This is a genomic window from Streptomyces sp. NPDC127084 (genome assembly GCF_042724175.1).
Classification (GTDB): Bacteria; Actinomycetota; Actinomycetes; order Streptomycetales; family Streptomycetaceae; genus Streptomyces.
The window spans coordinates 1-22,789 of the sequence record NZ_JBHXFA010000078.1 but is presented as its reverse complement, the minus strand read 5'-3'; the positions used below and the strand labels follow the sequence as shown (position 1 = coordinate 22,789).

The window sequence follows — 22,789 nt, the reverse complement described above, 5'->3', positions numbered from 1 at the left end:
GGTACGGCTTGGTACTCCTGGGTCTTCCCCTTCAAAGGTCCCACTTCAACGCCCGAACGGCACGGCTCGTCCGACCCGGTGCGGCCGCTCAGGGCCCCGGTACCTCCCGGGTCCTCGTCCAGTGCAGCAGCTCGTCGGCCTTCCAGGTGGTGATGACCCGTTCGGCGGGCACCCCGCACTCCTCGGCCCTGGCGCACCCGGCGTACTGCCAGTCGAGCTGGCCCGGGGCGTGCGCGTCCGAGTCGATCGCGAACAGCGTCCCCGCCGCCACGGCCTGGCGCAGCAGACGCCGCGGCGGGTCCAGCCGCTCGGGACGGCTGTTGATCTCCACCGCCGTTCCCGACTCGGCACACGCCGCGAACACCGCTTCGGCATCGAACTCCGACTCCGGTCGGCCGGAGACTCCGTGCCGCTCCGTGAGCAGCCGCCCGGTGCAGTGACCCAGCACGTCCACCAGCGGGCTGCGGACCGCCGCGAGTATGCGGCGCGTCATGGGCTGCGTCGGCATGCGCAGCTTGGAGTGCAGCGACGCCACCACGAGGTCGAGGCGGGACAGCAGCTCCGGGTCCTGGTCCAGCGTGCCGTCCGGCAGGATGTCGCACTCGATTCCTGTGAGCAGTCGGAATGGTGTCCAGGTCCGGTTGAGCTCCGCCACCACGTCGAGCTGCTCCCGCAGCCGTTCCGCGGACAGCCCGCGTGCCACGGTGAGCCTGGGGGAGTGGTCGGTGAGCACCACCCACTCGTGTCCCAGAGCCGCCGCTGCCCGCCCCATCACGTCGATCGGGCTGCCGCCGTCCGACCAGTCCGAGTGCAGATGGCAGTCGCCCCGCAGCGCGGCCCGCAACTGACGGCCGACATCCCCGTCGGCCTGGCTCGACGCGGCGTCCGCCTCCAGCCGCCGCAGATAAGCGGGCACATCGCCGGCCAGAGCCTCCCTTACCACCTGGGCGGTCTTCGGACCGATCCCCCGCACCGACTCCAGCGACCCCGCGGCCCCGGCACGTGCCCGTACCTCGTCCGCGCCGAGCGCCGCGACCGCCGCCGACGCCGTGCGGAAGGCCCGTACGCGATAGGTCGGAGCCCTCGACCGCTCCAGCAGGAACGCGATCCGGTCCAGTGCGTCCACCGGGTCCATGAAGCCGGGGCTACTCCTGGAGCACCGACAGGACGTTGCCCGCCGGATCCTTGAACCAGGCGATGGCGGGGCCCTCCTGGCGGGCGATGCCCCGTTCGTCCTGCCCGAAGCCGTCATAGCGCTCGAAGTCCACCCCGCGCGCCACGAGCGCGTCCACGGTCCGTTCGATGTCGTCCACCGGGAAGTTCAGCACGGTGAAGCTCGCCGGTGTGTGACTCTCGCCCTTCGGATAGACCAGCACCCGGGAACCCCCTGCGAGATCCAGCGTGAGCATCCCGTGCTCCTCCGACACGCGCAGGCCGAGCGTCTCGGCGTAGAACTCCTTCGCCCGCCCGATGTCATCGGTCGAGAAGCCGCTGAACGCCCTGCTGTCACCCAGCATGACCGTATCCCTTCGCCGGTCCGTTCGTCCCCCTTCAGTCTTCACCCTCGTCCCGGTCCCCGCTTCCTTCCTGGCGGACGACGAACTCCCTCGCCAGCCGCTCACCCAGCGTGACTGCCGCCTCGTGGGATTCGATCGGGGAGACCTCCGAGCCGCGGAACGCGATGTAGGTGACTTCCGAGTCGGTGCCGCCCCCCTCCGGGCCCGGGGCGATGCCGAGGCGTTCGGCCGCCGCATAGGACGCCTCGCCGATGATCTCGCTCGGTCCGGTGTCCCCGACGACCGCGTACAGCACCCTGCCGCGGTGGACGACGGCCACGACGCTGCCACCGCGTATCCCGGACGAGGAGAAGTCCCACAGCTCGCTCGCCATGGGTACCACCACGAACGGCAGCCCCTCGGAGCTCAGATACTCCCCGTCCGACTGCGCGAAGGCGGTCTGGGGCTGGAAGTTGGGGTCTGTCTCGTCGTTGCAGCTCGCGGAGTACTGCCCGTCGCAGTCGATGTCCATGTCCGCCGTCCAGAACACCGCGTCCCGCGTGCCGCACACCGGTATGTCCGCCGGTGTCGACTCGTCGCTGCGGTAGAGGCCGTCGGATATCCGGGTGCAGTGCCGCACGCTGGCGAGCAGTTCGTCCGCGGTCACCGAGCCTTCGGAGGCGGTACGGGCGGTGGCGGTGGCGGTTCCGGGAAGGGTCGCGAGCAGGGCCGCCACCGCGGTCACGGCGAAGGCCCTGAGGTACGGGGACGCAAGGCGACGGGACAAGGAACCGGAGGAAACGGGGGAGACGCGGGACACGGGGGAGCGGAACGGGGACACGGACACGGAGGTACTCCTCAGGCATCAGAGCGGAGGGCCGCTGTCAGCGGCCCTCCTGGCGTATGTGGTGGGCGAGGCGGTCGAGGAAGATCCGCTGGCCGGGGAGGAGCAGCTCGGCGGCCCGTTTCAGCGAGAACCAGCCGACCCGGTCGATCTCCGGGAACTCGCGCAACACCCCGGACCTGGGCGGCCACTCCATGCTGAACGTGCCCGGCGTGACCAGTTCCGGGTCGAGGTCGCCCTCGACGGCCCAGACCGTGACCAGTTTGCCGCCGGGCTGGCGGCTCTCCCCGAGGGGCAGGCGCTCCCCGGTCGGCGCGGGCAGGCCGAGCTCCTCCTCGAACTCGCGGTGTGCGGCGGTTTCCGCCTCCTCCTCAGAGCCGTACTCGCCCTTCGGGATCGACCAGGCACCCGCGTCACGGGACGCCCAGAAGGGCCCGCCCATGTGCGCGATCAGCACCTCCACGTCCGGGCCCGCGGCTCGGAAGATCAGCAAACCGGCACTGCGCTTGGCCATGGCGCCGAGTCTGGTGTCCGTGTCGACCGTCCGCCATCGTTCGGGCACACGGTGTCACGGCTGCCATGGGCGTGTGCTGCCCGTCCGGCAAGCCGCTGCGGCAGGCCGCGGACGCCCGGGGACGATGCGCTGAAGGGGTGGCGTGACGCACCGTCCCGCGTTGCGCCGTCGTGCCGGGCGCGGCAGGGTCGTAGGTGCCAGCCAAGGAGGACACAGCCATGCCCATCGCGTCGGTGAACCCCGCGACCGGTGAGACGCTCAAGAGCTTCGATGCGCTCGGGCCCGCGGGAATCGAGGCACGCCTGGCCGCCGCCCATGAAGCCTTCCTGGAGTACCGCGTCACCGGGTTCGGTGAGCGGGCGCGGCTGCTGAAGAGAGCCGCGGCGCTGCTCGAAGAGGACCAGGACGACATCGCCCGCACCATGACCAGCGAGATGGGCAAACCGATCACCGCCGCCAGGGCGGAGGCGGCCAAGTGTGTGAAGGCGATGCGCTGGTACGCCGCGCACGCCGAGCGGTTGCTCGCGGACGAACCGGTGCCGGACGAGGAGGCCGCGGACTCGGGCGCGTCGGGGGCTTTCGTCCGCTACCGCCCATTGGGCGCCGTGCTCGCCGTGATGCCGTGGAACTTCCCGCTCTGGCAGGTCGTACGGTTCGCCGCACCCGCGCTGATGGCGGGCAACACTGGGCTGCTCAAGCACGCGTCGAACGTTCCGCAGACCGCGCTCTACCTGGGCGACCTCTTCCACCGGGCGGGCTTCCGCGACGGCTGCTTCCAGACGCTGCTGATCGGCTCCGCCGAGGTGGAGGGGGTGCTGAGGGACCCCAGGGTGGCCGCGGCGACCCTCACCGGGAGTGAACCCGCGGGCCGCTCCGTCGCGTCCATCGCGGGCGACGAGGTGAAGAAGACCGTTCTGGAGCTCGGGGGCAGCGATCCCTATGTGGTGATGCCGTCCGCCGACGTGGACAAGGCCGCCCGGGTCGCCGTGACCGCGCGCGTCCAGAACAACGGCCAGTCCTGTATCGCCGCCAAGCGCTTCATCGTGCACGAGGACGTGTACGACACCTTTACCGAGCGTTTCACCGCCCGGATGGAGGGGCTGACCGTGGGGGACCCGCTGGAGGAGTCCACCGACGTCGGCCCGCTGGCCAGCGAGCAGGGCCGCGCCGATCTGGAGGAACTCGTCGCCGACGCCCTGGGCAGGGGTGCCGAGGCGCTGTGCGGGGCGGGTCGGCCCGAAGGATGGCCGCGGGGCTGGTTCTACCTCCCCACCGTCCTCACCGGGATCACGCCCGAGATGCGGATCCACCGGGAGGAGACCTTCGGCCCGGTGGCGACCGTCTACCGGGTCAGCGGCCTTGACGAGGCCGTAGCGGTGGCCAACGACTCTCCGTTCGGGCTGAGTTCCAATGTATGGACCCGCGACGAGGATGAAGTGGCCAGGTTCGTCAGGGACCTTGAGGCAGGCGGGGTGTTCGTCAACGGAATGACGGCCTCCCACCCGGCCATGCCCTTCGGTGGCGTCAAACGCTCCGGATACGGGCGGGAGTTGTCCGGACACGGCATCAAGGAGTTCTGCAACGCCACCACCGTCTGGCGCGGCGCCGAACGGTAGCCGCGGACTCCGTTCGAGCCGCCGGATCCGTGGGCAGGAGACCCACGCACGCACGGGCAGGCGACGGGCAGGAGCGCACGGATCATGGAGCGGCAGACGAACTGGGGCTTCCTCGACGACCGCGGTCATCTGGCGACGGCGGTACGACGGCCACGCAGGGCCGTCACGTACGTACAGGCCGGGGCGACCCTCTGGGACCACGGCATACGTCCGGCAGGGCTGTTCGGATCGAACCACGACGGTGTCGGACCCGACCCCGTGAAAGCCGCAGGACTGCCCCTGGACGCGATCGCCTACCTCGGGTCCGGCGCCGGGCTCGACACTGAAGCACTGCTGGCCGTCGAGCCAGACCTCGTCGTCGCCGTCTCCTACGGCGGCGGACAGGTGTACGCCCTCGATCCCGAGACGGTCAAACACATCGAGGAACGCGTCCCGCTGGTCGTGCTCGACATCGGCCAGGGACGGTCGCTCGCCGCCATCCGCGCCCGATTCGCCGAACTGGCCCGGGAGCTGGGTGCCGACGGCGAGACGGCCATGGACATCCCGCTCGCCCGCGCCGAGTCGCGACTGCGCGACCAGGCGGCTCCGGGCCGGCCCGGAACCCGTCCCACCGTGCTCGCGCTCTCCCCCGCCTCCGCCGACGGCGCCTATCTCGCCAAGCCCTACGCCTGGCCCGATCTGCGTGAACTCGCCGGACTCGGAGTCGATCTGGTGGATCCCCAAGGCGGAGCGAGCACCAACTGGTCAGCGGTCGACTGGTCCGAAGTCCCCGCTCTCGCCGCGCGGATCCTGCTGGTCGACATGCGTTCCAACGCCCACCCGCTGGATGCCCTGCACACCAACCCCGCCTGGCAGGAGGCCGTTTCGGGCGCCCGACTCGTGCCTTGGAACCCGGAGGCTCCGTGCAGCGCCCGGGCGCACGCCCGCTTCTTCACCCAGGTCGCCGATGCGGTGGAGGCTGCACGGAGCTCGTCGTAGCGACGCGGTTCCCGGCAGCCGCTTTCGGAGGGTCCACGCGTCCGGGCGAGGTGATCATCCGGACACCTCCGCGGCGGGCCGCCCGAGTTCCTCCAGGGCGTGCGCCAGCCACTGGATCCAGAACCGTTCCAGATCGATACCGCCCCGCAGCACCACATGCCGCAGCCGGTCCTCGACGGAGTCCCGTCCGGGCGGGAAGTGCCGCTCCTCGATGGCCAGATACTCGGCCAACTGCCGTTCATGCAGCTCCAGGTGGCGTCGCAGTTCCGCCTCCAGGCCCTCCGTGCCCACCACGGCCGCGGCGCGCATCCTCAGCAGCAGTGCGTCCCGCACGGGTTTGGGATCCTCGGTCCTGCCCACCCACGCGGCCAACTCGGCGCGGCCCGCCGGCAGGACCTCGTACTCCTTCTTCTGGCCGCGCGCAGGCTGTCCGGACTGCAGGGCACGGATCTGCCCGGCTTCCTCCAGCCTGCCGAGCTCCCGGTAGATCTGCTGGTGTGTGGCCTGCCAGAAGTAGCCGATCGAGCGGTCGAAGCGGCGGGTCAGTTCCAGACCCGACGACGGTTTCTCGAGCAGGGCGGTGAGGATCGCGTGCGGGAGTGACATGATCCGCATCCTAGGCAGCCCCGGCGGCCGCCCCCGCCGGCGTCCGGCTGTGTCCGGACACGGTCACGGCCGGATCCGGACACACCGGTTCCGGCCGTGACAGTGGAACGAACCTAGAGCGAGGCCGCCAGGCGGGTGCCCTGGTCGATGGCGCGCTTTGCGTCGAGCTCGGCGGCCACGTCCGCGCCGCCGATGAGGTGGACCGTGTGGCCCGCCGCGCTCAGCTCCTCGTACAGGTCGCGCTGCGGCTCCTGACCGGCGCAGAGCACGACGGTGTCCACGTCGAGCACCGTGGAAGTGCCGTCCACCGTGATGTGCAGACCCTCGTCGTCGATACGGTCGTAGGTCACTCCGGCGACCATCGTCACCCCGCGGTGCCTGAGCTCGGTGCGGTGGATCCAGCCCGTCGTCTTGCCGAGCCCGGCGCCGACCTTGGTCGTCTTGCGCTGCAGCAGGTGCACGGCGCGCGGCGGCTTCGGCCGCTCGGGGGCGCGCAGTCCGCCCGGGGTCCCGTACGCGGTGTCCACGCCCCACTGCCGGAAGTACGTCTCCGCGTCGAGGCTCGCGCCCTCGCCGCCGTCCGTGAGGAACTCCGCCACATCGAAGCCGATACCACCGGCACCGACCACGGCCACCCGCTCGCCGACCTGCGCGCCGTCGCGCAGCACGTCGAGGTAGCTGAGCACGCTGGGGTGGTCGGCGCCCTCGATGTCGGGGGTGCGGGGCGAGACCCCGGTCGCGATGACGACCTCGTCGTAGCCCGCGAGCAGCTCCGGCGTGGCGAACGTGCCCAACCGAACCTCCACTCCCCGCAGTTCGAGTTGGGTGCGGAAGTAGCGCAGCGTCTCCTCGAACTCCTCCTTGCCGGGGATCCGCTTGGCGACGTTGAGCTGCCCGCCGATCTCGTCTGCGGCGTCGAACAGCGTCACCTCGTGCCCCCGCTCGGCGGCGGACACGGCGAAGGAGAGCCCGGCGGGCCCGGCGCCGACCACGGCCAGGCGCTTGCGCAGCCGGGTGGGGGAGAGCACCAGCTCGGTCTCGTGACAGGCGCGAGGGTTGACCAGGCAGGAGGTGATCTTGCCGCTGAAGGTGTGGTCAAGGCAGGCCTGGTTGCAGCCGATGCAGGTGTTGATCGTGTCGGCGCGGTCCTCGCTCGCCTTCGCGACGAAGTCGGGGTCGGCGAGGAACGGCCGCGCCATGGAGACCATGTCGGCGCGCCCCTCGGCGAGCAGCCGCTCGGCGACCTCCGGCGTGTTGATCCGGTTGCTGGTGACCAGCGGCACCGAGACCGCGCCCATGAGCTTCTGCGTCACCCAGGTGTACGCGCCACGGGGTACGGAGGTCGCGATCGTGGGGATGCGGGCCTCGTGCCAGCCGATACCCGTGTTGATGATCGACGCTCCGGCCGCCTCGATCTCCTTGGCGAGCGCGACCACCTCGTCGAGCGAGGAGCCGCCCGGCACCAGGTCGAGCATGGACAGGCGGTAGATGATGATGAAGTCCTCGCCGACCCGCTCACGGGTGCGTCGGACGATCTCGCGCGGGAAGCGGGTGCGGTTCGCGTACGAGCCGCCCCAGCGGTCGTCGCGCTTGTTGGTGGCGCTCGCGATGAACTCGTTGATGAGGTAGCCCTCGGAGCCCATGATCTCGACGCCGTCGTATCCGGCTGACTTCGCCAGCTCGGCCGCCCGTACGTAGTCGTCGACGGTGCGCTCGACGTCAGCGTCGCTGAGCGCGTTCGGTACGAACGGGCTGATCGGCGCCTGGAGCGCGCTCGGTGCGACCAGCTGAGGGTGGTAGGCGTACCGGCCGAAGTGCAGGATCTGCATGGCGATCCGCCCGCCTGCCGCGTGCACCGCGTCGGTGACCGTGCGGTGCTGCTCGGCCTCCTCCTCGGTGGTGAGCTTGGCGCCGCCCTCGTAGGGACGTCCCTCGTCGTTGGGCGCGATACCACCCGTGACGATCAGGCCCACGCCGCCTCGGGCGCGCGCGGCGTAGAAGGCCGCCATGCGCTCGAAGCCGTTCGCCGCCTCCTCCAGGCCGATGTGCATCGATCCCATCAGCACTCGGTTGGGCAGCGTGGTGAACCCGAGATCGAGCGGGCTGAGCAGATGCGGGTACGGGGTCATCCGGCGCCTCCTCGCGCAAGTGTCGTCGCCCCCAGTTGTAGACGGTCCGAGGAGGGTTGTGCAACTAGTTGCATAAGGGTGGGGGAGTGAGCTGCGCTACGTCGGCGGAAGCGGGACGGAAGCCCGACGGGCGCCGGACGGGCATGGCCGCACGTCGGACAGCCGCGGTGGGACACGGACAAGGGGCCGGGACGCGACGGTCCCGGCCCCTGGTCGCGCGCCCTGAGGCGCGCCGTCACACCTTGCGGTACTCGTACGCCTCCGTCGCCGCCGCTGCCACAGCATCCAGATCCGCGCCCGCCGATGCCGTGACCAGCGCAGCGACCGCGCCCTCGGCGAACGGGGCGTCCACCAGGCGGGCGCCGTCGGGCAGCTGGTCGCCCTCGGCGATCAAAGCCTTCACGGTCAGCACGGCACTGCCGAGATCGGCCAGTACGGCGACCCCCGCCCCTTGGTCCACCTCGGCCGCGGCATCCGCGATCAGCGCGGCGGAAGTACCGAAACGGCCGTCCTCGGTGCCTCCCGCCGCCGCGATCGGCGCAGTCCCACCGCCGCCCGCCAGCGCCCCGGCCATCGCGGCGACGGATGAGGCCACCTCCGCGCTGTGTGACACGAGCACGATGCCCACCAGACTCATGACGCCTCCCCGGGGCCGCCGTCCGCCGCGGCCTGCGCGAGGGCGGCGATCAGCAGAGCCGCCGATGTCGCGCCCGGGTCCTGGTGCCCGGCGCTGCGCTCGCCCAGATAGCTCGCCCTGCCCTTGCGCGCCACCATCGGCACGGTGGCGACAGCGCCTTGCTCGGCAGCCTCCCGGGCAGCCGTGAAGGACTTCGCGAGCGCCACCACCGCCGGCTCCAGCGCGTCCAGCATCGTCTTGTCACCGGCCTTCGCGCCGCCGAGCTGTGCGACCGCCTCGACACCCGCCCGCAGTGCCTCGGTGAGCCGCTCGCGCGACACTTCCGTACCGTCGCCGAGCATCTTGCCCGCCCGCCGCAGCAGCGTCCCGTACAACGGCCCCGACGCTCCGCCGACCGTCGAGATCAACTGCCGTCCGGCCAGCACCAGTACGGCTCCCGGGGTGTCGGGGGTGCCACTCTCCAGCGCGGCCTTGACGGCGGTGAACCCGCGCTGCATGTTGATGCCGTGGTCCGCGTCGCCGATCGCCGAGTCGAGCTCGGTGAGATGCGCCGCCTCGCGGCCCACGGCATCGGCCGCGATGTCCATCCAGCACCGGAAGAACCCGGCGTCGAGGGTCTCGGACACAGCCACTCCTCCTCCGGTTCCCGGTAACGCGTGGGACGCGCGAATCAGCGGCCCCACCGCAGCGCCGGAGTCCGCACCGGCGCGTCCCACAGCCGCAGCAGGTCCTCGTCCATCGCGCAGATCGACACCGAGCAGCCGGCCATGTCGAGCGAGGTCACATAGTTCCCGACGAGCGTACGGGCCACCGGCACGCCCCGCTCGCCGAGTACCCGGTGCACCTCGGCATTGAACCCGTAAAGCTCCAGGAGGGGCGTCGCGCCCATCCCGTTGACGAGCAGCAGCACCGGACTCGACGGCTTCAGATCCTCCAGCAGCGTGTCGACGGTGAAGTCCGCGATCTCGCGGGACGTCATCATCGCCCGCCGCTCGCGGCCCGGCTCACCGTGGATGCCGATGCCGAGCTCCAGCTCACCAGCCGGCAGGTCGAAGGTCGGGGACCCCTTGGCGGGTGTCGTCACGGCGGTCAGGGCCACACCGAAGCTCCGCGACCGTGCGTTCACCTCGCGTGCGATCGACTCGACCCGCTCCAGTGGCGCGCCCTCCTCGGCGGCCGCCCCCGCGATCTTCTCGACGAACAGCGTCGCGCCCGTCCCGCGCCGACCTGCCGTGTAGAGGCTGTCGGTCACCGCCACGTCATCGTTCACCAGCACCTTGGCGATCTGGACGCCCTCGTCCTCCGCCAGTTCGGCCGCCATGTCGAAGTTCAGCACGTCGCCCGTGTAGTTCTTGACCACGAACAGCACCCCGGCCCCGCTGTCGACCGCCGCGGCGGCGCGCACCATCTGGTCCGGTACGGGCGAGGTGAACACCTCCCCCGGACAGGCCCCGCTCAGCATTCCCGGGCCCACGAACCCGGCGTGCAGCGGTTCATGCCCGGAGCCGCCCCCGGACACCAGCGCCACCTGCCCGGCTACGGGTGCGTCGCCCCGCACCACCACTCGGTTCTCGATGTCCACCCGCAGCTCCGGATGGGCGGCTGCCAGCCCCCGCAGCCCGTCCGCGACGACCGTCTCCGGGACGTTGATGAGCATCCTCATGGGTACCTCCTGGCGCGAGAACGCCCTGGCGTGCCATGCCCTGTACTGCCCACGGCAAGCCGGACGAGTGTGTCCGGTCCGTCCGCGGTGGACAGGCCGACCGGGACCGCGGCGACGCCGTACCGCCCGTGCAGTGCTGCGAGCTCGGGAGTGGTGCTCCGGCTGCCCACGGTGACGTGTGCGCCTTCGCGGCCGAACGCGACCCTGTCCTTGAGCTGTAGGTCCATCGCGGTTCGTTTTCCTGGCTTGGTACCCCCTGTCATTGAGAGTAGGCGGAATCGACGCCGCCGGCTCAGCGTGCCCACCTCCGCTCGACCTGGTCCGGGCGCTTCCGCTCCCGCTGCGCTCCTCGATCAGCCGGAGAGGGACACGGGCGTCTTTCCCGGCGCGGGGCCGGTGCGGCATCTCGTGCGGCTCGCCGCCCGCGGCCAGGCCGTGCGGGTAACCCTCTCCAGGCTGCGACTCGACCCTTCGCGGCAGCTGATCGGTGCGCAGTGCTCGGGCGCGCTGGTGCTGGCCCGCCTCGGGCTGCTTGATGGCGTGCCCGCCTGCACGGACATCAAGAGCCGCCCCTTCGTCGAAGCCTGCGACGTCACGGTGCTGGACGCCCCGTTCCACGCCGTGGGGAACATCGCCACGGCCGGCGGTTGCCTGGCCTTCCAGTATCTGGCCACCTGGGTGATCACCCGAGCGCTGGGGGAGGACGCCGCGCGCGACGTCCTCCAGTACGTGGCTCCGGTCGGCGAGAGCCAGGAGACCGTCGAGCGGGCCCTGCGTGCCGTTCACACAGGCCGGGTCGCACTGCGCTGACACCGCGCCGTACGAGTTCTCCCGCCGGTGCCGGTGCTGGTGCTGGTGCCGGTGCCGCGTCCTGGTCCGAAGCCGGAACCGCTGTCGTCGGCGGACGACCAGGCCGCGGCCACGTCCCATGTCAGCCGGTCCCAACACGTGTCCTCCACTTGACTCCCAGCATGGCGCCGAGGCCTGGAATGACGGGAGGAGGCTCTCGACGACCACGGGGACTTTCAGGGAATCTCTGAACCCGTGCACCAGGGCCGTAGCTCCGCCAATCGCGCCAGGGTCCCGGAGGCCGACGCACGTTCCTCCTCTGTGAGCTGGAGCTCGGCCGCTTTGGTCAGCATGCGCGCAGCCAGGGCGTCGTCGCCGAGGCGCTGCGCGATATCCCCGCGCAGCACCAGCAGGCGCAGATGCTGCGCGGGGGTTGGTTGCCGGCTCTCCCATCGCAGCGCGCGGTCGATGATCTTCGCAGCGCCGACCAGGTCCTCCTTGGAGTCGACGAACAGGTCGGCCATGTGTATCGCCCGTGCGAAGGTTTCCCGGGGCACCGGCCGGAGGCGCTGGTCCTCGCTGATCTGCTGCCCGACGCGGACGCAGTTGCCGCCGGGGTCGGTCATCAGAAACTGCCGCATGCCGTAGGACATGTCTTTCAGGGGTCCGATGCGCGGCAGCCCGCGGATGGGGATCTTGCCGTACGCCGCCTTCAGCCCTGCACGGAACGCCGCGTACAGCCCGTCCACGTCGTCCGTGAGGATGTAGCAGGCGGAGTAGGACCCCGCCGGGTCGTACCCTTTTATGCCGCTGAAGTGCAGCTGGACGGAGCCCCGTTCGATGGCGGCGTAGGGATAGGGGCTCTTCTGCAGGAAGGTCGTTTCGAAACCCAGCGCGACATAGAAGTCGACCACCGGCTGGATCGCATGGCACGGGAGGAGCGGGATGGTCTTCTCATTCATGCGGACAGCCTAGTCAAAGTTGACTAGATCGGGGGCTGTACGGCGTCCGAGGGAGCCGACACCAGGGGGTACAAGCTTGCCCCGCGTGGTCGGCCGGCGAGTACAAGGAGGACCGAAGATACGGGAACACCTATGTCGGGGTCGTGGACTGCGCGAGCTCAATCGAGAGGAGCGAGCAGCTGCCCTTCTCCTTCGGTGGCGCGAAGTGGGTCGGCGGCCTCGGTACGTTCGACCTGTAGGGCTTCAGGGGCGCCGTGATGAAGAGCCGGAAGAGCCTGCACACATACAAGACCGTGTACGAGGGCAGTGCGACGAGGACGCGTGTGGTCTGCGTCTGGGCCGACCACAGCACCGTGGCCGCCACCGAACTCGAGGGCGAGTCTCTGCAGGAGCTGGCCGACCTCACCGCCGAGCTCTCCCGGACTTCGCGCGTCAAGAGGTGAACCCGTTGGCAGCGACCGCCTTCACCGCGGCCCAGAGGGCCGGGCGGGGTCGAACGACGCCCCGCAACCAAGCTACGGAACCAGGTCATTTGGCGTCCGAACCCGCACCGTGACCCGCTCACCGTGGTCGGTCACATCCTCAATGGCCAGCGTGACAGCCCCGGAAGCACCATTCCAGTGGCAGGCCGGCTTGCGGCAGTCAGCGCCGGTTTCCGTGCCGCCTGGGAAGCGAGCTGCTGTCGGACAGGCTTGACACTCCTTGGCTTTGTCTGGCTGACCTGCGCAAACGACCCGGGGATCCCCACTGGCGCCATCGCGAAGGCCCCGGCTCCCAGCGGGGGCCTTGATCAGAAAAGTACTTGCATTCATAGTGCAAAAAGCTCGCCAAGTGCCGTATATATCCCAATTTGTGTGGTTATGGTTCTTGTGTCGGGCCGAAGAGGGTTGAGAGGTAAGAACGACTCCGACGGCAGACATCGACAGCAACACCCACCCCGATCGTGCAAAAGGATTGCCATCATGGACACCAAGATCGAATTCTTCGAGGAAATGACCCGCTGCGAGGATCCGATGCAGGATGCCTGCCTGTGTGCACTGTGTGTGTCTAACGAGGTCGACACAGAGGAGTGACCTACCGGCGCGCCGCGTGCCGTGCGAGCTTCCAGCCTGCGCCCATCCACGCGCCTCCTGCTGCTCTCGCGCCGCACACATATCGGATTCGTGCGCGGTGCAGTAAGTCAGAGTGGCCACAGATCGAGTGGCGCCTGACGGCCCGTAACAAGCGAGGCCCTCGGACTGTTGAGCGAGATGACTGACATCTCAACTCAACAGTCTGGCGGCCTCGTTGTTTGTCCACCCTGCCGCACTGGACCTGCCGCATGCGCTTGCGGGGTGGGAAGAAGTGCTCGATCCGCTCGTTCAGCGCAGCCCGCGCGATCCCCCGGCCGGCTTGCCCGTCTCCAGCACGGTCCACACGGCCCTACATGGATCTCCGCGTCGTAACTATGTCGCTTCCTACCCTCAACTCCTTGCGGGGGTCACGGCTCCACGCTACGAGGGGAAGCGCACAGTCCTGGCAGCTCCTCCGACCGGCGCCGCGCCGCCTTCGGTGGTCCTCGGCGTCGCCCCCCATGGACGTGCACGTCGCTGCCGTCATCGACCAACTCGGCGGCTGCCCGGCACCGAGGAGCTTTCGGCCCCCGCGGAAGTCTGTGCCCTATTGGCTGGGCAAACCAGTTCGGGACCGTGCTTCGGGCCGGGGTGGAGTGCACCGGCTCCGATGGCGCTGGCCTTGAAGCTACCTCGCGTCCCAGCGGGTGCCGTAGGGACTGACGGCCGGCCGTCCGCTGGGGTATCACCGGCCCGGCGCCACCACCGTCACGAAATCCACCCGCTACGGCAAGGCGGAGACGACCGCCTGGAACCCGATGCATCCTCGGCTCATCCACTGCGGCGCCTGGCTGGAGCACGCGGAAGACCCCCGGCGCCGTCGCCCGACAGGAGCGGGGATCTGAAGGCCAACGCCGCGTCGCACCGTCGTCACCCGTTTGCGCCAGGATGAACGCAGCCGCGCCTTCCTGGATCGACGCAAACCGTGATCGTCTGCTCCTGCTCGCGTACCTTTCGACGCAGCCGCACCCGATCGGCGTACCTCACAAAGCTCGCCACCGAAATGATTTTACGAGCCCTTACCAGCGACCGTCCCCAAACGGCCCTGTCAGGTAGCCAGCCCTAGGGCGATGTGATCGATTGGCCTTAACTTGTCTGCTGAGTTCGGTACTTGGATCGCTTCCGGAACCGTACGACATCCTTGACCAAGGGAGGGCTGATGCCACGTTCGGCGCAATGGGCCGGTATCCAGAGAGTAGCCAAGAAGGCCCATCGGCTCAGATGCGCAGTCGTGCTTGGTCTGACAGCCCAGGTAGTGGTCGTGTTCCCCGCACCGCTCGCAAGCGCTACTGACGGCTCGAAAGGAATCGCCTGCTCGGCTTCCGCTCTCATCAGAGCCATCAATGTGGCCAATGCATCACCCGGTGCAGACACACTTCGCTTGGCCCCCCGGTGTACGTACAGGCTCCTGGCCGACCCCGGTACCGGCAACGGCTTGCCCGCCATCACTAGCCAGGTCACCATCCAAGGTCGCGGCGCGGTGATTCGGCGTGATCCGGCGGCACCACCCTTTCGAGTCCTCTTCGTAAGTGATGGCGGTGACCTGACGCTCAGTAGAACGACGATCGAAGGGGGCATCGCGATCGACTGCCCCAACGAGGGGGTGGGAGTCTGCGGGGGCGGCATTTCAAGCCTCGGCAAGTTGACGGTGAATAATAGTCGTGTACGTGCCAACAAGGTCGCAAGTGATGTCGCCGTCGCTGCCGGCGGTGGCATCGCCACCGGTGGCGATGACGGGGTCGGCACAGCAGTCCTTGTCGATACCGAAATCAGCGGGAATGACGTTGCCTACGAGGGCAGTACCGCAGGATTCGCCGTGGGTGGAGGGCTGTTCAGCAACGGCCCCGTGACCGTGAGCAGAAGTCGCATTTTCAAGAACAGGGTCAGGGTTTCCGCGGACACGCAAAGCAGCGCTTTCGGATCAGGGTACGCCGCCTTCGCATCAGCGACAGTCAAGAAGACAATCATTAGCCAGAATCGAAGCGACGCCCCTGGGGGCGATGCGGCAGGAGCGCTAACGAACGGCGCAACAGAACCAACCAAGATGATGGTAATCGACACCGTCATCCGTAACAACACGGTGAGTGCTCCGCGAGGGGAGGCTGTCGGGGGTGCAGTAGCAACTCCTGGCCTCATCTCGCTGCGTGGCGTCGAAATTGTAGGCAACGAGGTCGCGGCCTTGGAAGGCGGGACAGCCTACTCCGGTGGTGTGCACATCGGACAGCCCGTAACAGTTGTGACCATCGAGGGGAGCATCATCCACAACAACGCTGCAAGGACTTCAGGGGGTGGAAGCGCAAGGGGCGGGGGTGTGGGAAACGCCAACGGCGGCACGGTGTCGATCACGAGATCAAGGCTCGAAGGCAATGAGGTCACTGCTGGAGGCGTCGGCGTCGCTCAGGGCGGAGGGATCTTCACCGCCACGGGGACCACCAGCGTGTTCCAAAGCACAGTCAGCCGGAATCGCGCAGACGACGGAGGCGGCATCTACAAGGAGTCTGGCACAGTCTCGCTAGAAGACAGCGGAGTGAAGCAGAACGTGCCCAACAACTGTGCTCCGCCAGGGAGCGTACCGGGATGCTTCGGCTGATCCTCGCAGGCGACAGCGCTGAAGTCCCGTGATGTTGGACGCGCCGGCCCGCACTCGGCCCGGACAGCAACCCGGAGAAGGAACCCGGGCGGGCTTCATAACGCGCTGAGGACCCGGCTGATTCGCGCTGTCAACTGCGCGACCGCGCTGAGGAGATGCTGCAGCATCTTCCTATGACGCCAAGGTCACCCGGTCGTATAAGTGCTCATGTCAGCGAAAGCCTCTTCAGTGGAAAGGAATCCCCCGACCAATGAGAGTAGCCGCTCGGTCTTTGCAGGGTCATCGATGGCCGGAGCCAGAAGCGCCTCACTGAGCGGGTGAAGCTCGGCGGCCCAAAGGGCGGTGCTATGTGCTGTTTGGAGCAAAGCATCTCGAAGCTCTGTGAAGCGCTTCAGGGCATACACGGTGGCATGGTAATCAGAGAGCGTGTCTGGGAGCAGATCAGCGAGTAGTTGTGCTTGCTGGAAGGCGGCTGTCATACCCCAGCCAGTGATGGAGTCTTGGTGATGTCCAGCATCGCCAACCAACACCCAGCCCGGACCGCTGGCCTGGCGGTAGAAGTTCGGCTGTTGGCCAGTGCCGTAGAGGCGTTCCACTTGATGCGCCTCGCTGATAAGCCGGGAGTACAGATCGGGAGCCGTATCGTGGATGGTGTCGAGGTAGATTCGGTAGGCGTCTTGCCTGACGCGAGGGAATTCGGCTCTTGGCAGGTACATTACGACCAGTGTCAGGTCGTCATGGGTGGGAGTCGCACCAACTCCTTTACCCAAGGCGTGGTATGTCTGGAATCCGCTGACAGGAAGATTGCTCCAGTAGGTGTAGTAGGCGCACGTGAGAGTGGGATGCGTAGCGTAGGTGGCTGCGCCGGTGAGTTGAGCCACTGTGGAGCGCATGCCGTCCGCCCCGACAATCAGGTGACTCGCCACAGTCTCGGTTCGCCCTTCACTGTCGGCGAGTTGCACGCCGCACACTCGGTTTCCCTCCGTCACCAGTGCTTTGACGCGGCAGTGATCGCGAAACTCCGCCCCCGAGGCAACGGCGGCCTCCATGAGAAGTGAATCGAGAATGTAGCGGCGGGGTGCATAAGTGGACCGGATGGTGCCGAGCGATGGCACAGGTCCCTCGATGGCGAAGGTCGAGTAGTCAAGAGATATCCGCTGTATCGGCGGGCAGCCGGAGTCGTCTAGAGCGCCCAACAAGCCCCAGCGTGCAAGGAGTTCCATCCCTGGCTGATGGATATAGTGGGTAGACAGGGTGTCGCTAGGGAAGTGACCTTTGTCCACTACTAGAACGCGGTGCCCCGCACGAGCTAGCAGCATGGCCGTACTTGAACCCGCGACCCTGCCTCCGACGATTACTGCATCGTACATTCCACTCCTCCTTCCCTCGCTTCGGATCCGTGACGGGGAAGGGACTTCGCTGTCAGGACCTTTTCCTGAAACCAGTGTGCCTCGCATAGGCGTTGCATGGAATCGCGAGACATGCCAGATGGCCTGTTGGGGGGCAGGTAGGTTATTGAACCTTCCTCGTGGTCGTCAGCTGATCTCGATGGGTCTGCACGGGTGTGTTGGTGTTGATGTCTGCCGTCGGAGTCGTTCTGTACTCCCGACCCTCTCCAGACAAGAACTATAATCCCCCAAATTGAGGCATTCGCGGCGCTTGGTGAGCTTTTTGCACTATGAATGCAAGAACTTTCTCTGATCAAGGGCACTGGGGTCCAGCGCCCTTGTAAAGGCGCCAACTGGGCATCCCGGGCTTGTCTGCACGGGCGCACTGGGCACGGCGTACTCTCCGCCCTGCGATACGTCGCATCCGATGCTGCGCGCTGGCACGAGCTGGTCAATGCTGACGTCAAACGCAGCCTGCCCATACTACCGGGCCAGGAACCAGGCCGAACTCGCCACCGAGGCCCGCACGTTCCTCCCCCCGCGACATCGCCAGCCCCATGTCACCACCGGCCACTTCAAAGCCCGGCACGTCCACTGCACCCTCGACGCGCGAACCCACTGGCTTTCTGATCAAATAATACACAGGACGAAAGAGGTTCGCTGAGTTGATCTCGCGGCTCTGGCCGGGAGTGGAATCAATAGAAGTGCGCTGTACTCAAAATCTCTTTCTCGGTGCTGGGGTGGTGGTTACCGTGGTGCAGAATCCTCCGCAACAGGACATGGCGAACCATGAACACGTAACGCTTCGAGGCGATGCCTCGTGCGTGAGTCGAGGGGGAAATGTATACATTTGCTCCAGCATGGAGACGCTCCGTGTGAAAGGGGTTCCTGAAGGAATAATGGAGTCGGGTGTCCGAGTAAGAGAGGAAGATGATTTCCTTCTGGAAATCGACGCGCTCCCGGACTCCGTAATCGAAGCCCTGCGCGCTCGATCACTGGTGCTACCAGCCCCGGCAGACGCGGTAACAACTCATCCCCTGTACGCAGGGCGGATCACGGACGATGAACGTACTGTCATCGCGCTGGGTAATAACCACGCGCTGATTGATCAAATAAAGGGAATCCTTTCGCGGGATGGCATACTGCTCGAAACGGCGTCGACCGCGGCGGCCAAGCCGGCAGGAGTTCTTCTCCTGCCGCTCAGCTTGCCGGATACCGTACTGCGGGAGTGGTCCCTAATCGCACAGCAGAGACACCTGCCGACTGTCACGTATTTGAGTACACCCACCCGAATTCTCTGGGCAGTGCTCGACCCTCCCGGAACCGCCTGCCCACTATGTCTTGCGCTGCGTCTTCGCAGCAACCACATATGGCAATCCATCGCCGACCTGCCGCTGGACGTCCTACTGGGTGCCGCTGACATGGAAGAGTGGCCCACAACTGCCGTCGCGGCAGGCCTATTGGCCCACCAAACTCTGTCGATACTGAGCCAGGGACCCGCTTCCGGCACCGGATATCTGATGGAAATAGACTACGGCTCGTTCACCAGCGCATCCCACAGTGTTCTGCATACCCCTAACTGCACGGGCTGTTCAGCCGTCGCTATTTTGCCGGCCAGGGCCGAGCACGACTCAGCCGAGGATTCACATAGCAGTTGGGAAAGGATGCGTCGGGCGGTGGATCCCCTGACCGGGATAGTGGCCGGCGTCAATGTCACCGACGGAGCAAGCATGCCGGGCGGTATGAGTGGCATCAGCTACGCAGTCACGACTGGAGAAAGCGCCACTCACTGGTTCTCTGCCGTGCGGGCCGCAGCACGTGGAGGTGCGGCCAAAAGCGATCCAACCAGCGCTCAGGTCTGTGCCCTCGGGGAAGCCCTTGAGCGCTATGGTGGCGCGGTTTACCAACCCGACAAGCTCGTGCGTTCCTCGTACAGGGCATTGAGTGCAACGGCGGTTGACCCGCGGACTCTACCTCTGGGGTCGCCGAAGGAGTATGCAGAAGTCACCCGCTACAAACCCTTCGACCCTGACATCGAGATCGAATGGGTGGAAGGCAGGTCGCTGTCCACCGGGGAAGTGCGCCATATCCCCGCCTGTGCCGTTTACGTCCCCTATGAATTTCCGGAAGGTCAACACGCCTGGTTCCTTCCCACCTCCAATGGACTAGCCGCTGGCGCCAACTATCATCACGCTGTACAGGGGGGACTGATGGAAGTCATCGAGCGAGACGCCTCGGTCATCTTCTGGGAGAATCGACTCGTATTGCCGACATTGGACCTGGCAGGAATTGAAGCGGCGGCGGCCCTTGACGAGGCTCTGGCGAAGTTGACCGCACAGGGGGCTGAGGTCTCCTGCAAGGATCTCACCACGGACTTGGGAGTCCCGGTCGCCGCTGTGCGCATCATAGAGAGAGATGCTCAGCATCCCCTCGTCATGCACACCGCACGAGCCGACCTCGATCTAAGCGAGGCCATCTGCGGCGCGCTGGCAGAGGCGTTCCTCCTCAGATGCCTGTTGACTGCCAATCTTGAAAAGGGAATCCCAGAGGAAGGGCAATTGTTGAAGAGTTCAATCGAATTTGCCCTGTACTACTGCGACTCGGATCGCGTCCGGCTCCTGGATTTCTGGGATGACGGCCCTCTGCACCGCGCCCCTTCCAGCTGCGTAGAGAAGCCCGAGACCAGGGCAGTGGTTGAACAGGTGGTTCAACGACTCGGAGACAGGGGTTACGAAGCAATTGCAGTCGACCTCACGCCCATCGATGTCGCCGAGTGCGGAGTGCGGGTGGTGAGAACCATTGTGCCGGGGCTGTGCCCGATAACTCTTCGCAGCGACTTTCGTCGACGTGGCGGCTCTCGCCGCTACGAAGCCCCTGTCCGAATGGGAGCAAGACAGTATCCACTCAGGGAAGACGAGTTGAATCCGTATCCAATTCCTCTGCCATGAGCGGGGGCCACCAATGAGCGAGACCAGTGAGCGCACTTACGAGCGAAACCCCTACTTGCTGCTGGAGTGGAGCCGGGGCAGCGAGCTGGAACTCCTCGATTGCAGACAAGACCGCCGGTTTCGCGTCACGCCGGAGCTTTTGGCGCTCCTAAGCCAGTTGGACCGCCCTCTGACAGCGGAGGAGATCCACGCTCGGTGGACTGCGTCGCAGCAGCTCCCGGATACAAATCAACTGCTCTCTCAACTGCTAAGTGTCGGTATCATCCGAACTTCCTCACCTAACGAGACCATGAACGGGTGGACCGCTTATGAACTCGCTGCGCACCACCAAGCGGCAAGAGGCCCACGCCCAGACGCGCGTAAAGGAAGGCCACCATCCGCCCATGTGATGCACAACGAAGCCACCTGCACGGTAGTCCTTCCTGATGACAGCGAGGCTCCTCCGAGTGAACCACTCGCCAAAGTGCTGAACCAGCGACGCAGTATTCGACGCTACTCCGCGAAGCCGCTTCCTTTCAAACATCTGGCAGCACTCCTGCACAGGGCGGCCAGGGTCTACCAAACGGTAGTGGAGGATGAACTTGGAGAAATGACCTACAGACCAGCGCCTTCTGGCGGTGCTCGGCACAGTATCGAGTTGTATCTGCTAGCCAGAAACGTCAGCGGGCTCGACGCGGGCGCTTATCACTACGACGCTTTCACTCATACCCTTCATCGCCTCGCGCCATGGTCTGAGGAGCTTACGGAATGTCAGCGGCGAACCATTGTCGTGCCTGCCCAGATGCCAGAAGAACCCCCTGCAAGCTTCTATCTTGCATCCTATTTCCTCCGGACTGGCTGGAAATACAAGGGTATGACGCTGAGTCTCATCTATCGGGATACCGGGTGCCTCATGCAGACTCTATGCCTAGCAGCAACCGACCTCGGTCTGGCCTCGTGCCTGACCGCACGCATTGAGTCGCCAGTTGCGGCCCCGTTCTTGCTGAGCCGTCGTCATGAAGTAATCCACGTCGGTAATCTCGCGCTTGGGCTTCCGACGCATGATTCTGTCACTTGACTGGGTGACTGTTCGGGCCAAGAGGGGCCGGCTGACGTGGCGGGCTCCATGCGGTGATGGCCCGCGGCCGGGTAGACGCGAACCGGCTGCGGCTGGGCCTGGCCAGCGACTCACCTGCTGGCTGCGATCTGACGCACACACCTCACCCCAACGGACCCGACCGCGGCAATCAGCGTGCCCGCGTCGCTTGGACATGGGCGGATGTCCGGGTCAAGGAAGCCGGCACTCAGCGTCACCCCCGGATGTGTGACAGAGCGGCGACTGGACACCCATAAAGGCCCGGAGCTGAAGATCAGATAGGTATGATCACCCGTTTAGCCTCAAATGTGTGCAAGTTCTGCTTAGTGCGCCCAGGATGGGGTCATCCTGCGAGGTAGACCCCCCGGAAAGCGAGAAATCTGTGCGTGCTGCCTTCTTGGCCTGGTCTACCACTGGCCTCCTTACAGCGAGCTCAACCCTCTTCGTGCCGCTGACGCCCGCCCCTGGGGTCGCTCAGGAAAACGTGGCCGAGCCGCCTCCCGCCCGTGCAGTCCATAGATGCCCACCTCAACTCAAGGCGGCCCCGTTTGAGGGGCGCTGGGAAGGCCAAGTGTATGGAGTCAAGAGGCTGGAGTTGTCCTTCACCGCCAAACCGGCCTACCGGGTTGGCGTGGAAGAAAGTTTCCAGACTTCCGCTGGCGTCGTGCAAAGGGGCTTTGTCGGTAACGGGAGGTATTGGCTTGCCGGCGCGGTTCCGGGCAACTTCACCGCCACCGGCGCACTGACGATCGCCGCCACAGTGGAATTTGCCTACACGGTCAGATATACCGTGTCGTCAGTCTTTTGCGAGGAGATCGCAGGTCGGACCGTGGTGACGCAGTTCCAGATCAGATCGGTGGACGTCAACCCAGCGACGACGTACACCATGAACCGCGCCGCAACCTGAGCTTGGCGGCTCGAACATCTCACGTCACCCACCTGAGTTCCCCGGGTGAGGTGCTTTCTATTTTGATCAGAAACTCATTTGGTTCACTCTTCGAGGATGTAGCGGACGTGCCGTCCGTCGAAGTATCCGCGCACGATGTCAGGTGTCCCAAAAACGGCCGCTTCAAGGCTCACACCGTCGCCGAGCGGTATTTCCGAACCGCAAGGGTGCGGAACACCGCGACGATCAAGACCGAGTAGATGATCGACGCGGCCACGGGGTGCTCCATCGGCCAGGCGTCAGACTGCGAGAGGCCCGGGTTGCCGAACAGCTCGCGGCAGGCCTGCACGGTGGCGCTGAACGGGTTCCAGTCGGCGATCGTCTGGAGCCACGGGGGCATCTGGCTGGAGTCCACGAACGCGTTCGAGAGGAAGGCGACCGGGAACAGCCAGATCAGTCCCCCGGAGGTGGCCGCCTCCGGAGTACGGACCGAGAGGCCGATCAGGGCGCCGATCCAGGAGAACGCGTAGCCGAGCAGGAGGAGCAGTCCGAAGGC

At 66.5% G+C, this 22,789-nt stretch carries 20 protein-coding genes and 1 pseudogene; 8 read left to right on the top strand and 13 right to left on the bottom strand.

What is annotated here, in order from left to right; all coding sequences use genetic code 11:
- Window positions 1-88 precede the first annotated feature (88 nt).
- The 4 genes from ACFWI9_RS19265 to ACFWI9_RS19250 all read right to left on the bottom strand — a co-directional run bounded on the left by ACFWI9_RS19265 (window position 89) and on the right by ACFWI9_RS19250 (window position 2,854).
- A complete protein-coding gene (locus ACFWI9_RS19265) occupies window positions 89-1,135 on the bottom strand; it encodes a PHP domain-containing protein (RefSeq protein WP_387163498.1) in 1,047 nt (348 codons plus the stop codon).
- 10 nt (window positions 1,136-1,145) lie between these two features.
- A complete protein-coding gene (locus ACFWI9_RS19260; RefSeq protein WP_387163496.1) occupies window positions 1,146-1,517 on the bottom strand; it encodes a VOC family protein in 372 nt (123 codons plus the stop codon).
- Between the two features lie 34 nt (window positions 1,518-1,551).
- On the bottom strand, window positions 1,552-2,283 hold the full coding sequence (locus tag ACFWI9_RS19255; RefSeq protein WP_387163513.1) for a glycoside hydrolase family 75 protein: 732 nt from the start codon (window positions 2,281-2,283) through the stop codon (window positions 1,552-1,554).
- Between the two features lie 97 nt (window positions 2,284-2,380).
- Window positions 2,381-2,854, bottom strand: coding sequence for an NUDIX domain-containing protein (locus tag ACFWI9_RS19250; RefSeq protein WP_387163494.1), 474 nt, complete (start codon window positions 2,852-2,854; stop codon window positions 2,381-2,383).
- A 218-nt stretch (window positions 2,855-3,072) separates the two neighbouring features.
- On the opposite strand from ACFWI9_RS19250, the gene ACFWI9_RS19245 reads away from it, so the two are divergent.
- Window positions 3,073-4,470, top strand: coding sequence for an NADP-dependent succinic semialdehyde dehydrogenase (locus ACFWI9_RS19245; protein ID WP_387163493.1), 1,398 nt, complete (start codon window positions 3,073-3,075; stop codon window positions 4,468-4,470).
- Window positions 4,471-4,554: 84 nt separating this feature from the next.
- Complete coding sequence (locus ACFWI9_RS19240) at window positions 4,555-5,448, top strand: ABC transporter substrate-binding protein (protein ID WP_387163490.1); 894 nt, start codon at window positions 4,555-4,557, stop codon at window positions 5,446-5,448.
- A gap of 54 nt (window positions 5,449-5,502) precedes the next feature.
- Here ACFWI9_RS19240 and ACFWI9_RS19235 read toward each other — a convergent pair whose 3' ends face one another.
- The 6 genes from ACFWI9_RS19235 to ACFWI9_RS19210 form a co-directional block, all read right to left on the bottom strand.
- Window positions 5,503-6,054, bottom strand: a complete 552-nt coding sequence (locus ACFWI9_RS19235) for a PadR family transcriptional regulator (protein WP_387163489.1) — start codon at window positions 6,052-6,054, stop codon at window positions 5,503-5,505.
- 113 nt (window positions 6,055-6,167) lie between these two features.
- The gene (locus ACFWI9_RS19230) at window positions 6,168-8,183 is read right to left on the bottom strand and encodes an FAD-dependent oxidoreductase (RefSeq protein ID WP_387163487.1); all 2,016 of its coding nucleotides are present in this window, start codon (window positions 8,181-8,183) and stop codon (window positions 6,168-6,170) included.
- Between the two features lie 235 nt (window positions 8,184-8,418).
- A complete protein-coding gene (locus tag ACFWI9_RS19225; RefSeq protein WP_387163485.1) occupies window positions 8,419-8,820 on the bottom strand; it encodes a PTS-dependent dihydroxyacetone kinase phosphotransferase subunit DhaM in 402 nt (133 codons plus the stop codon).
- A complete protein-coding gene (gene dhaL, locus ACFWI9_RS19220; RefSeq protein WP_387163511.1) occupies window positions 8,817-9,407 on the bottom strand; it encodes a dihydroxyacetone kinase subunit DhaL in 591 nt (196 codons plus the stop codon). Before dhaL ends, ACFWI9_RS19225 begins: the two co-directional genes overlap by 4 nt.
- Before the next feature lie 83 nt (window positions 9,408-9,490).
- Complete coding sequence (gene dhaK / locus ACFWI9_RS19215; RefSeq protein WP_387163482.1) at window positions 9,491-10,483, bottom strand: dihydroxyacetone kinase subunit DhaK; 993 nt, start codon at window positions 10,481-10,483, stop codon at window positions 9,491-9,493.
- On the bottom strand, window positions 10,480-10,710 hold the full coding sequence (locus tag ACFWI9_RS19210) for a hypothetical protein (RefSeq protein ID WP_387163481.1): 231 nt from the start codon (window positions 10,708-10,710) through the stop codon (window positions 10,480-10,482). The genes dhaK and ACFWI9_RS19210 overlap by 4 nt, the downstream gene beginning before the upstream one ends.
- Before the next feature lie 220 nt (window positions 10,711-10,930).
- On the opposite strand from ACFWI9_RS19210, the pseudogene ACFWI9_RS19205 reads away from it, so the two are divergent.
- Window positions 10,931-11,293 (top strand): annotated as a pseudogene (locus tag ACFWI9_RS19205) (AraC family transcriptional regulator); the annotation flags it as partial.
- A 215-nt stretch (window positions 11,294-11,508) separates the two neighbouring features.
- On the opposite strand, the gene ACFWI9_RS19200 reads toward ACFWI9_RS19205, so the two are convergent.
- The gene (locus ACFWI9_RS19200) at window positions 11,509-12,234 is read right to left on the bottom strand and encodes a bleomycin resistance protein (RefSeq protein ID WP_387163479.1); all 726 of its coding nucleotides are present in this window, start codon (window positions 12,232-12,234) and stop codon (window positions 11,509-11,511) included.
- A gap of 257 nt (window positions 12,235-12,491) precedes the next feature.
- Here ACFWI9_RS19200 and ACFWI9_RS19195 point away from each other — a divergent pair, with 257 nt between their 5' ends.
- Window positions 12,492-12,677: a hypothetical protein gene (locus ACFWI9_RS19195; protein ID WP_387163477.1), complete on the top strand. Its 186-nt coding sequence runs from the start codon at window positions 12,492-12,494 to the stop codon at window positions 12,675-12,677.
- Window positions 12,678-14,505: 1,828 nt separating this feature from the next.
- Window positions 14,506-15,936, top strand: coding sequence for a hypothetical protein (locus ACFWI9_RS19190; RefSeq protein WP_387163476.1), 1,431 nt, complete (start codon window positions 14,506-14,508; stop codon window positions 15,934-15,936).
- A 185-nt stretch (window positions 15,937-16,121) separates the two neighbouring features.
- Here the strand turns inward: ACFWI9_RS19190 and ACFWI9_RS19185 are convergent, their stop codons facing one another.
- The gene (locus tag ACFWI9_RS19185) at window positions 16,122-17,306 is read right to left on the bottom strand and encodes an NAD(P)/FAD-dependent oxidoreductase (RefSeq protein WP_387163475.1); all 1,185 of its coding nucleotides are present in this window, start codon (window positions 17,304-17,306) and stop codon (window positions 16,122-16,124) included.
- A gap of 878 nt (window positions 17,307-18,184) precedes the next feature.
- On the opposite strand from ACFWI9_RS19185, the gene ACFWI9_RS19180 reads away from it, so the two are divergent.
- From ACFWI9_RS19180 to ACFWI9_RS19170, 3 genes are all read left to right on the top strand, one after another.
- Window positions 18,185-20,272 carry a YcaO-like family protein gene (locus ACFWI9_RS19180; protein WP_387163473.1) on the top strand — a complete coding sequence of 696 codons (2,088 nt, stop codon included), beginning with the start codon at window positions 18,185-18,187 and terminating at the stop codon, window positions 20,270-20,272.
- 13 nt (window positions 20,273-20,285) lie between these two features.
- Complete coding sequence (locus ACFWI9_RS19175) at window positions 20,286-21,329, top strand: SagB family peptide dehydrogenase (RefSeq protein WP_387163471.1); 1,044 nt, start codon at window positions 20,286-20,288, stop codon at window positions 21,327-21,329.
- A gap of 613 nt (window positions 21,330-21,942) precedes the next feature.
- Window positions 21,943-22,254 carry a hypothetical protein gene (locus tag ACFWI9_RS19170; protein WP_387163470.1) on the top strand — a complete coding sequence of 104 codons (312 nt, stop codon included), beginning with the start codon at window positions 21,943-21,945 and terminating at the stop codon, window positions 22,252-22,254.
- Between the two features lie 169 nt (window positions 22,255-22,423).
- Here ACFWI9_RS19170 and ACFWI9_RS19165 read toward each other — a convergent pair.
- Window positions 22,424-22,789 (bottom strand): ABC transporter permease (locus tag ACFWI9_RS19165; RefSeq protein ID WP_387163469.1); only part of this gene is annotated, 366 nt, incomplete at its 5' end.

Bases quoted from the DNA above. Each gene is read 5' to 3' on its own strand.
- ACFWI9_RS19265 (WP_387163498.1), bottom strand. From the start codon at position 1,135: ATGGACCCGGTGGACGCACTGGACCGGATCGCGTTCCTGCTGGAGCGG.
- ACFWI9_RS19260 (WP_387163496.1), bottom strand. From the start codon at position 1,517: ATGCTGGGTGACAGCAGGGCGTTCAGCGGCTTCTCGACCGATGACATC.
- ACFWI9_RS19250 (WP_387163494.1), bottom strand. From the start codon at position 2,854: ATGGCCAAGCGCAGTGCCGGTTTGCTGATCTTCCGAGCCGCGGGCCCG.
- ACFWI9_RS19245 (WP_387163493.1), top strand. From the start codon at position 3,073: ATGCCCATCGCGTCGGTGAACCCCGCGACCGGTGAGACGCTCAAGAGC.
- ACFWI9_RS19240 (WP_387163490.1), top strand. From the start codon at position 4,555: ATGGAGCGGCAGACGAACTGGGGCTTCCTCGACGACCGCGGTCATCTG.
- ACFWI9_RS19235 (WP_387163489.1), bottom strand. From the start codon at position 6,054: ATGTCACTCCCGCACGCGATCCTCACCGCCCTGCTCGAGAAACCGTCG.
- ACFWI9_RS19230 (WP_387163487.1), bottom strand. From the start codon at position 8,183: ATGACCCCGTACCCGCATCTGCTCAGCCCGCTCGATCTCGGGTTCACC.
- ACFWI9_RS19225 (WP_387163485.1), bottom strand. From the start codon at position 8,820: ATGAGTCTGGTGGGCATCGTGCTCGTGTCACACAGCGCGGAGGTGGCC.
- dhaL (WP_387163511.1), bottom strand. From the start codon at position 9,407: ATGGACATCGCGGCCGATGCCGTGGGCCGCGAGGCGGCGCATCTCACC.
- dhaK (WP_387163482.1), bottom strand. From the start codon at position 10,483: ATGAGGATGCTCATCAACGTCCCGGAGACGGTCGTCGCGGACGGGCTG.
- ACFWI9_RS19210 (WP_387163481.1), bottom strand. From the start codon at position 10,710: ATGGACCTACAGCTCAAGGACAGGGTCGCGTTCGGCCGCGAAGGCGCA.
- ACFWI9_RS19200 (WP_387163479.1), bottom strand. From the start codon at position 12,234: ATGAATGAGAAGACCATCCCGCTCCTCCCGTGCCATGCGATCCAGCCG.
- ACFWI9_RS19195 (WP_387163477.1), top strand. From the start codon at position 12,492: ATGAAGAGCCGGAAGAGCCTGCACACATACAAGACCGTGTACGAGGGC.
- ACFWI9_RS19190 (WP_387163476.1), top strand. From the start codon at position 14,506: ATGCCACGTTCGGCGCAATGGGCCGGTATCCAGAGAGTAGCCAAGAAG.
- ACFWI9_RS19185 (WP_387163475.1), bottom strand. From the start codon at position 17,306: ATGTACGATGCAGTAATCGTCGGAGGCAGGGTCGCGGGTTCAAGTACG.
- ACFWI9_RS19180 (WP_387163473.1), top strand. From the start codon at position 18,185: ATGGAGACGCTCCGTGTGAAAGGGGTTCCTGAAGGAATAATGGAGTCG.
- ACFWI9_RS19175 (WP_387163471.1), top strand. From the start codon at position 20,286: ATGAGCGAGACCAGTGAGCGCACTTACGAGCGAAACCCCTACTTGCTG.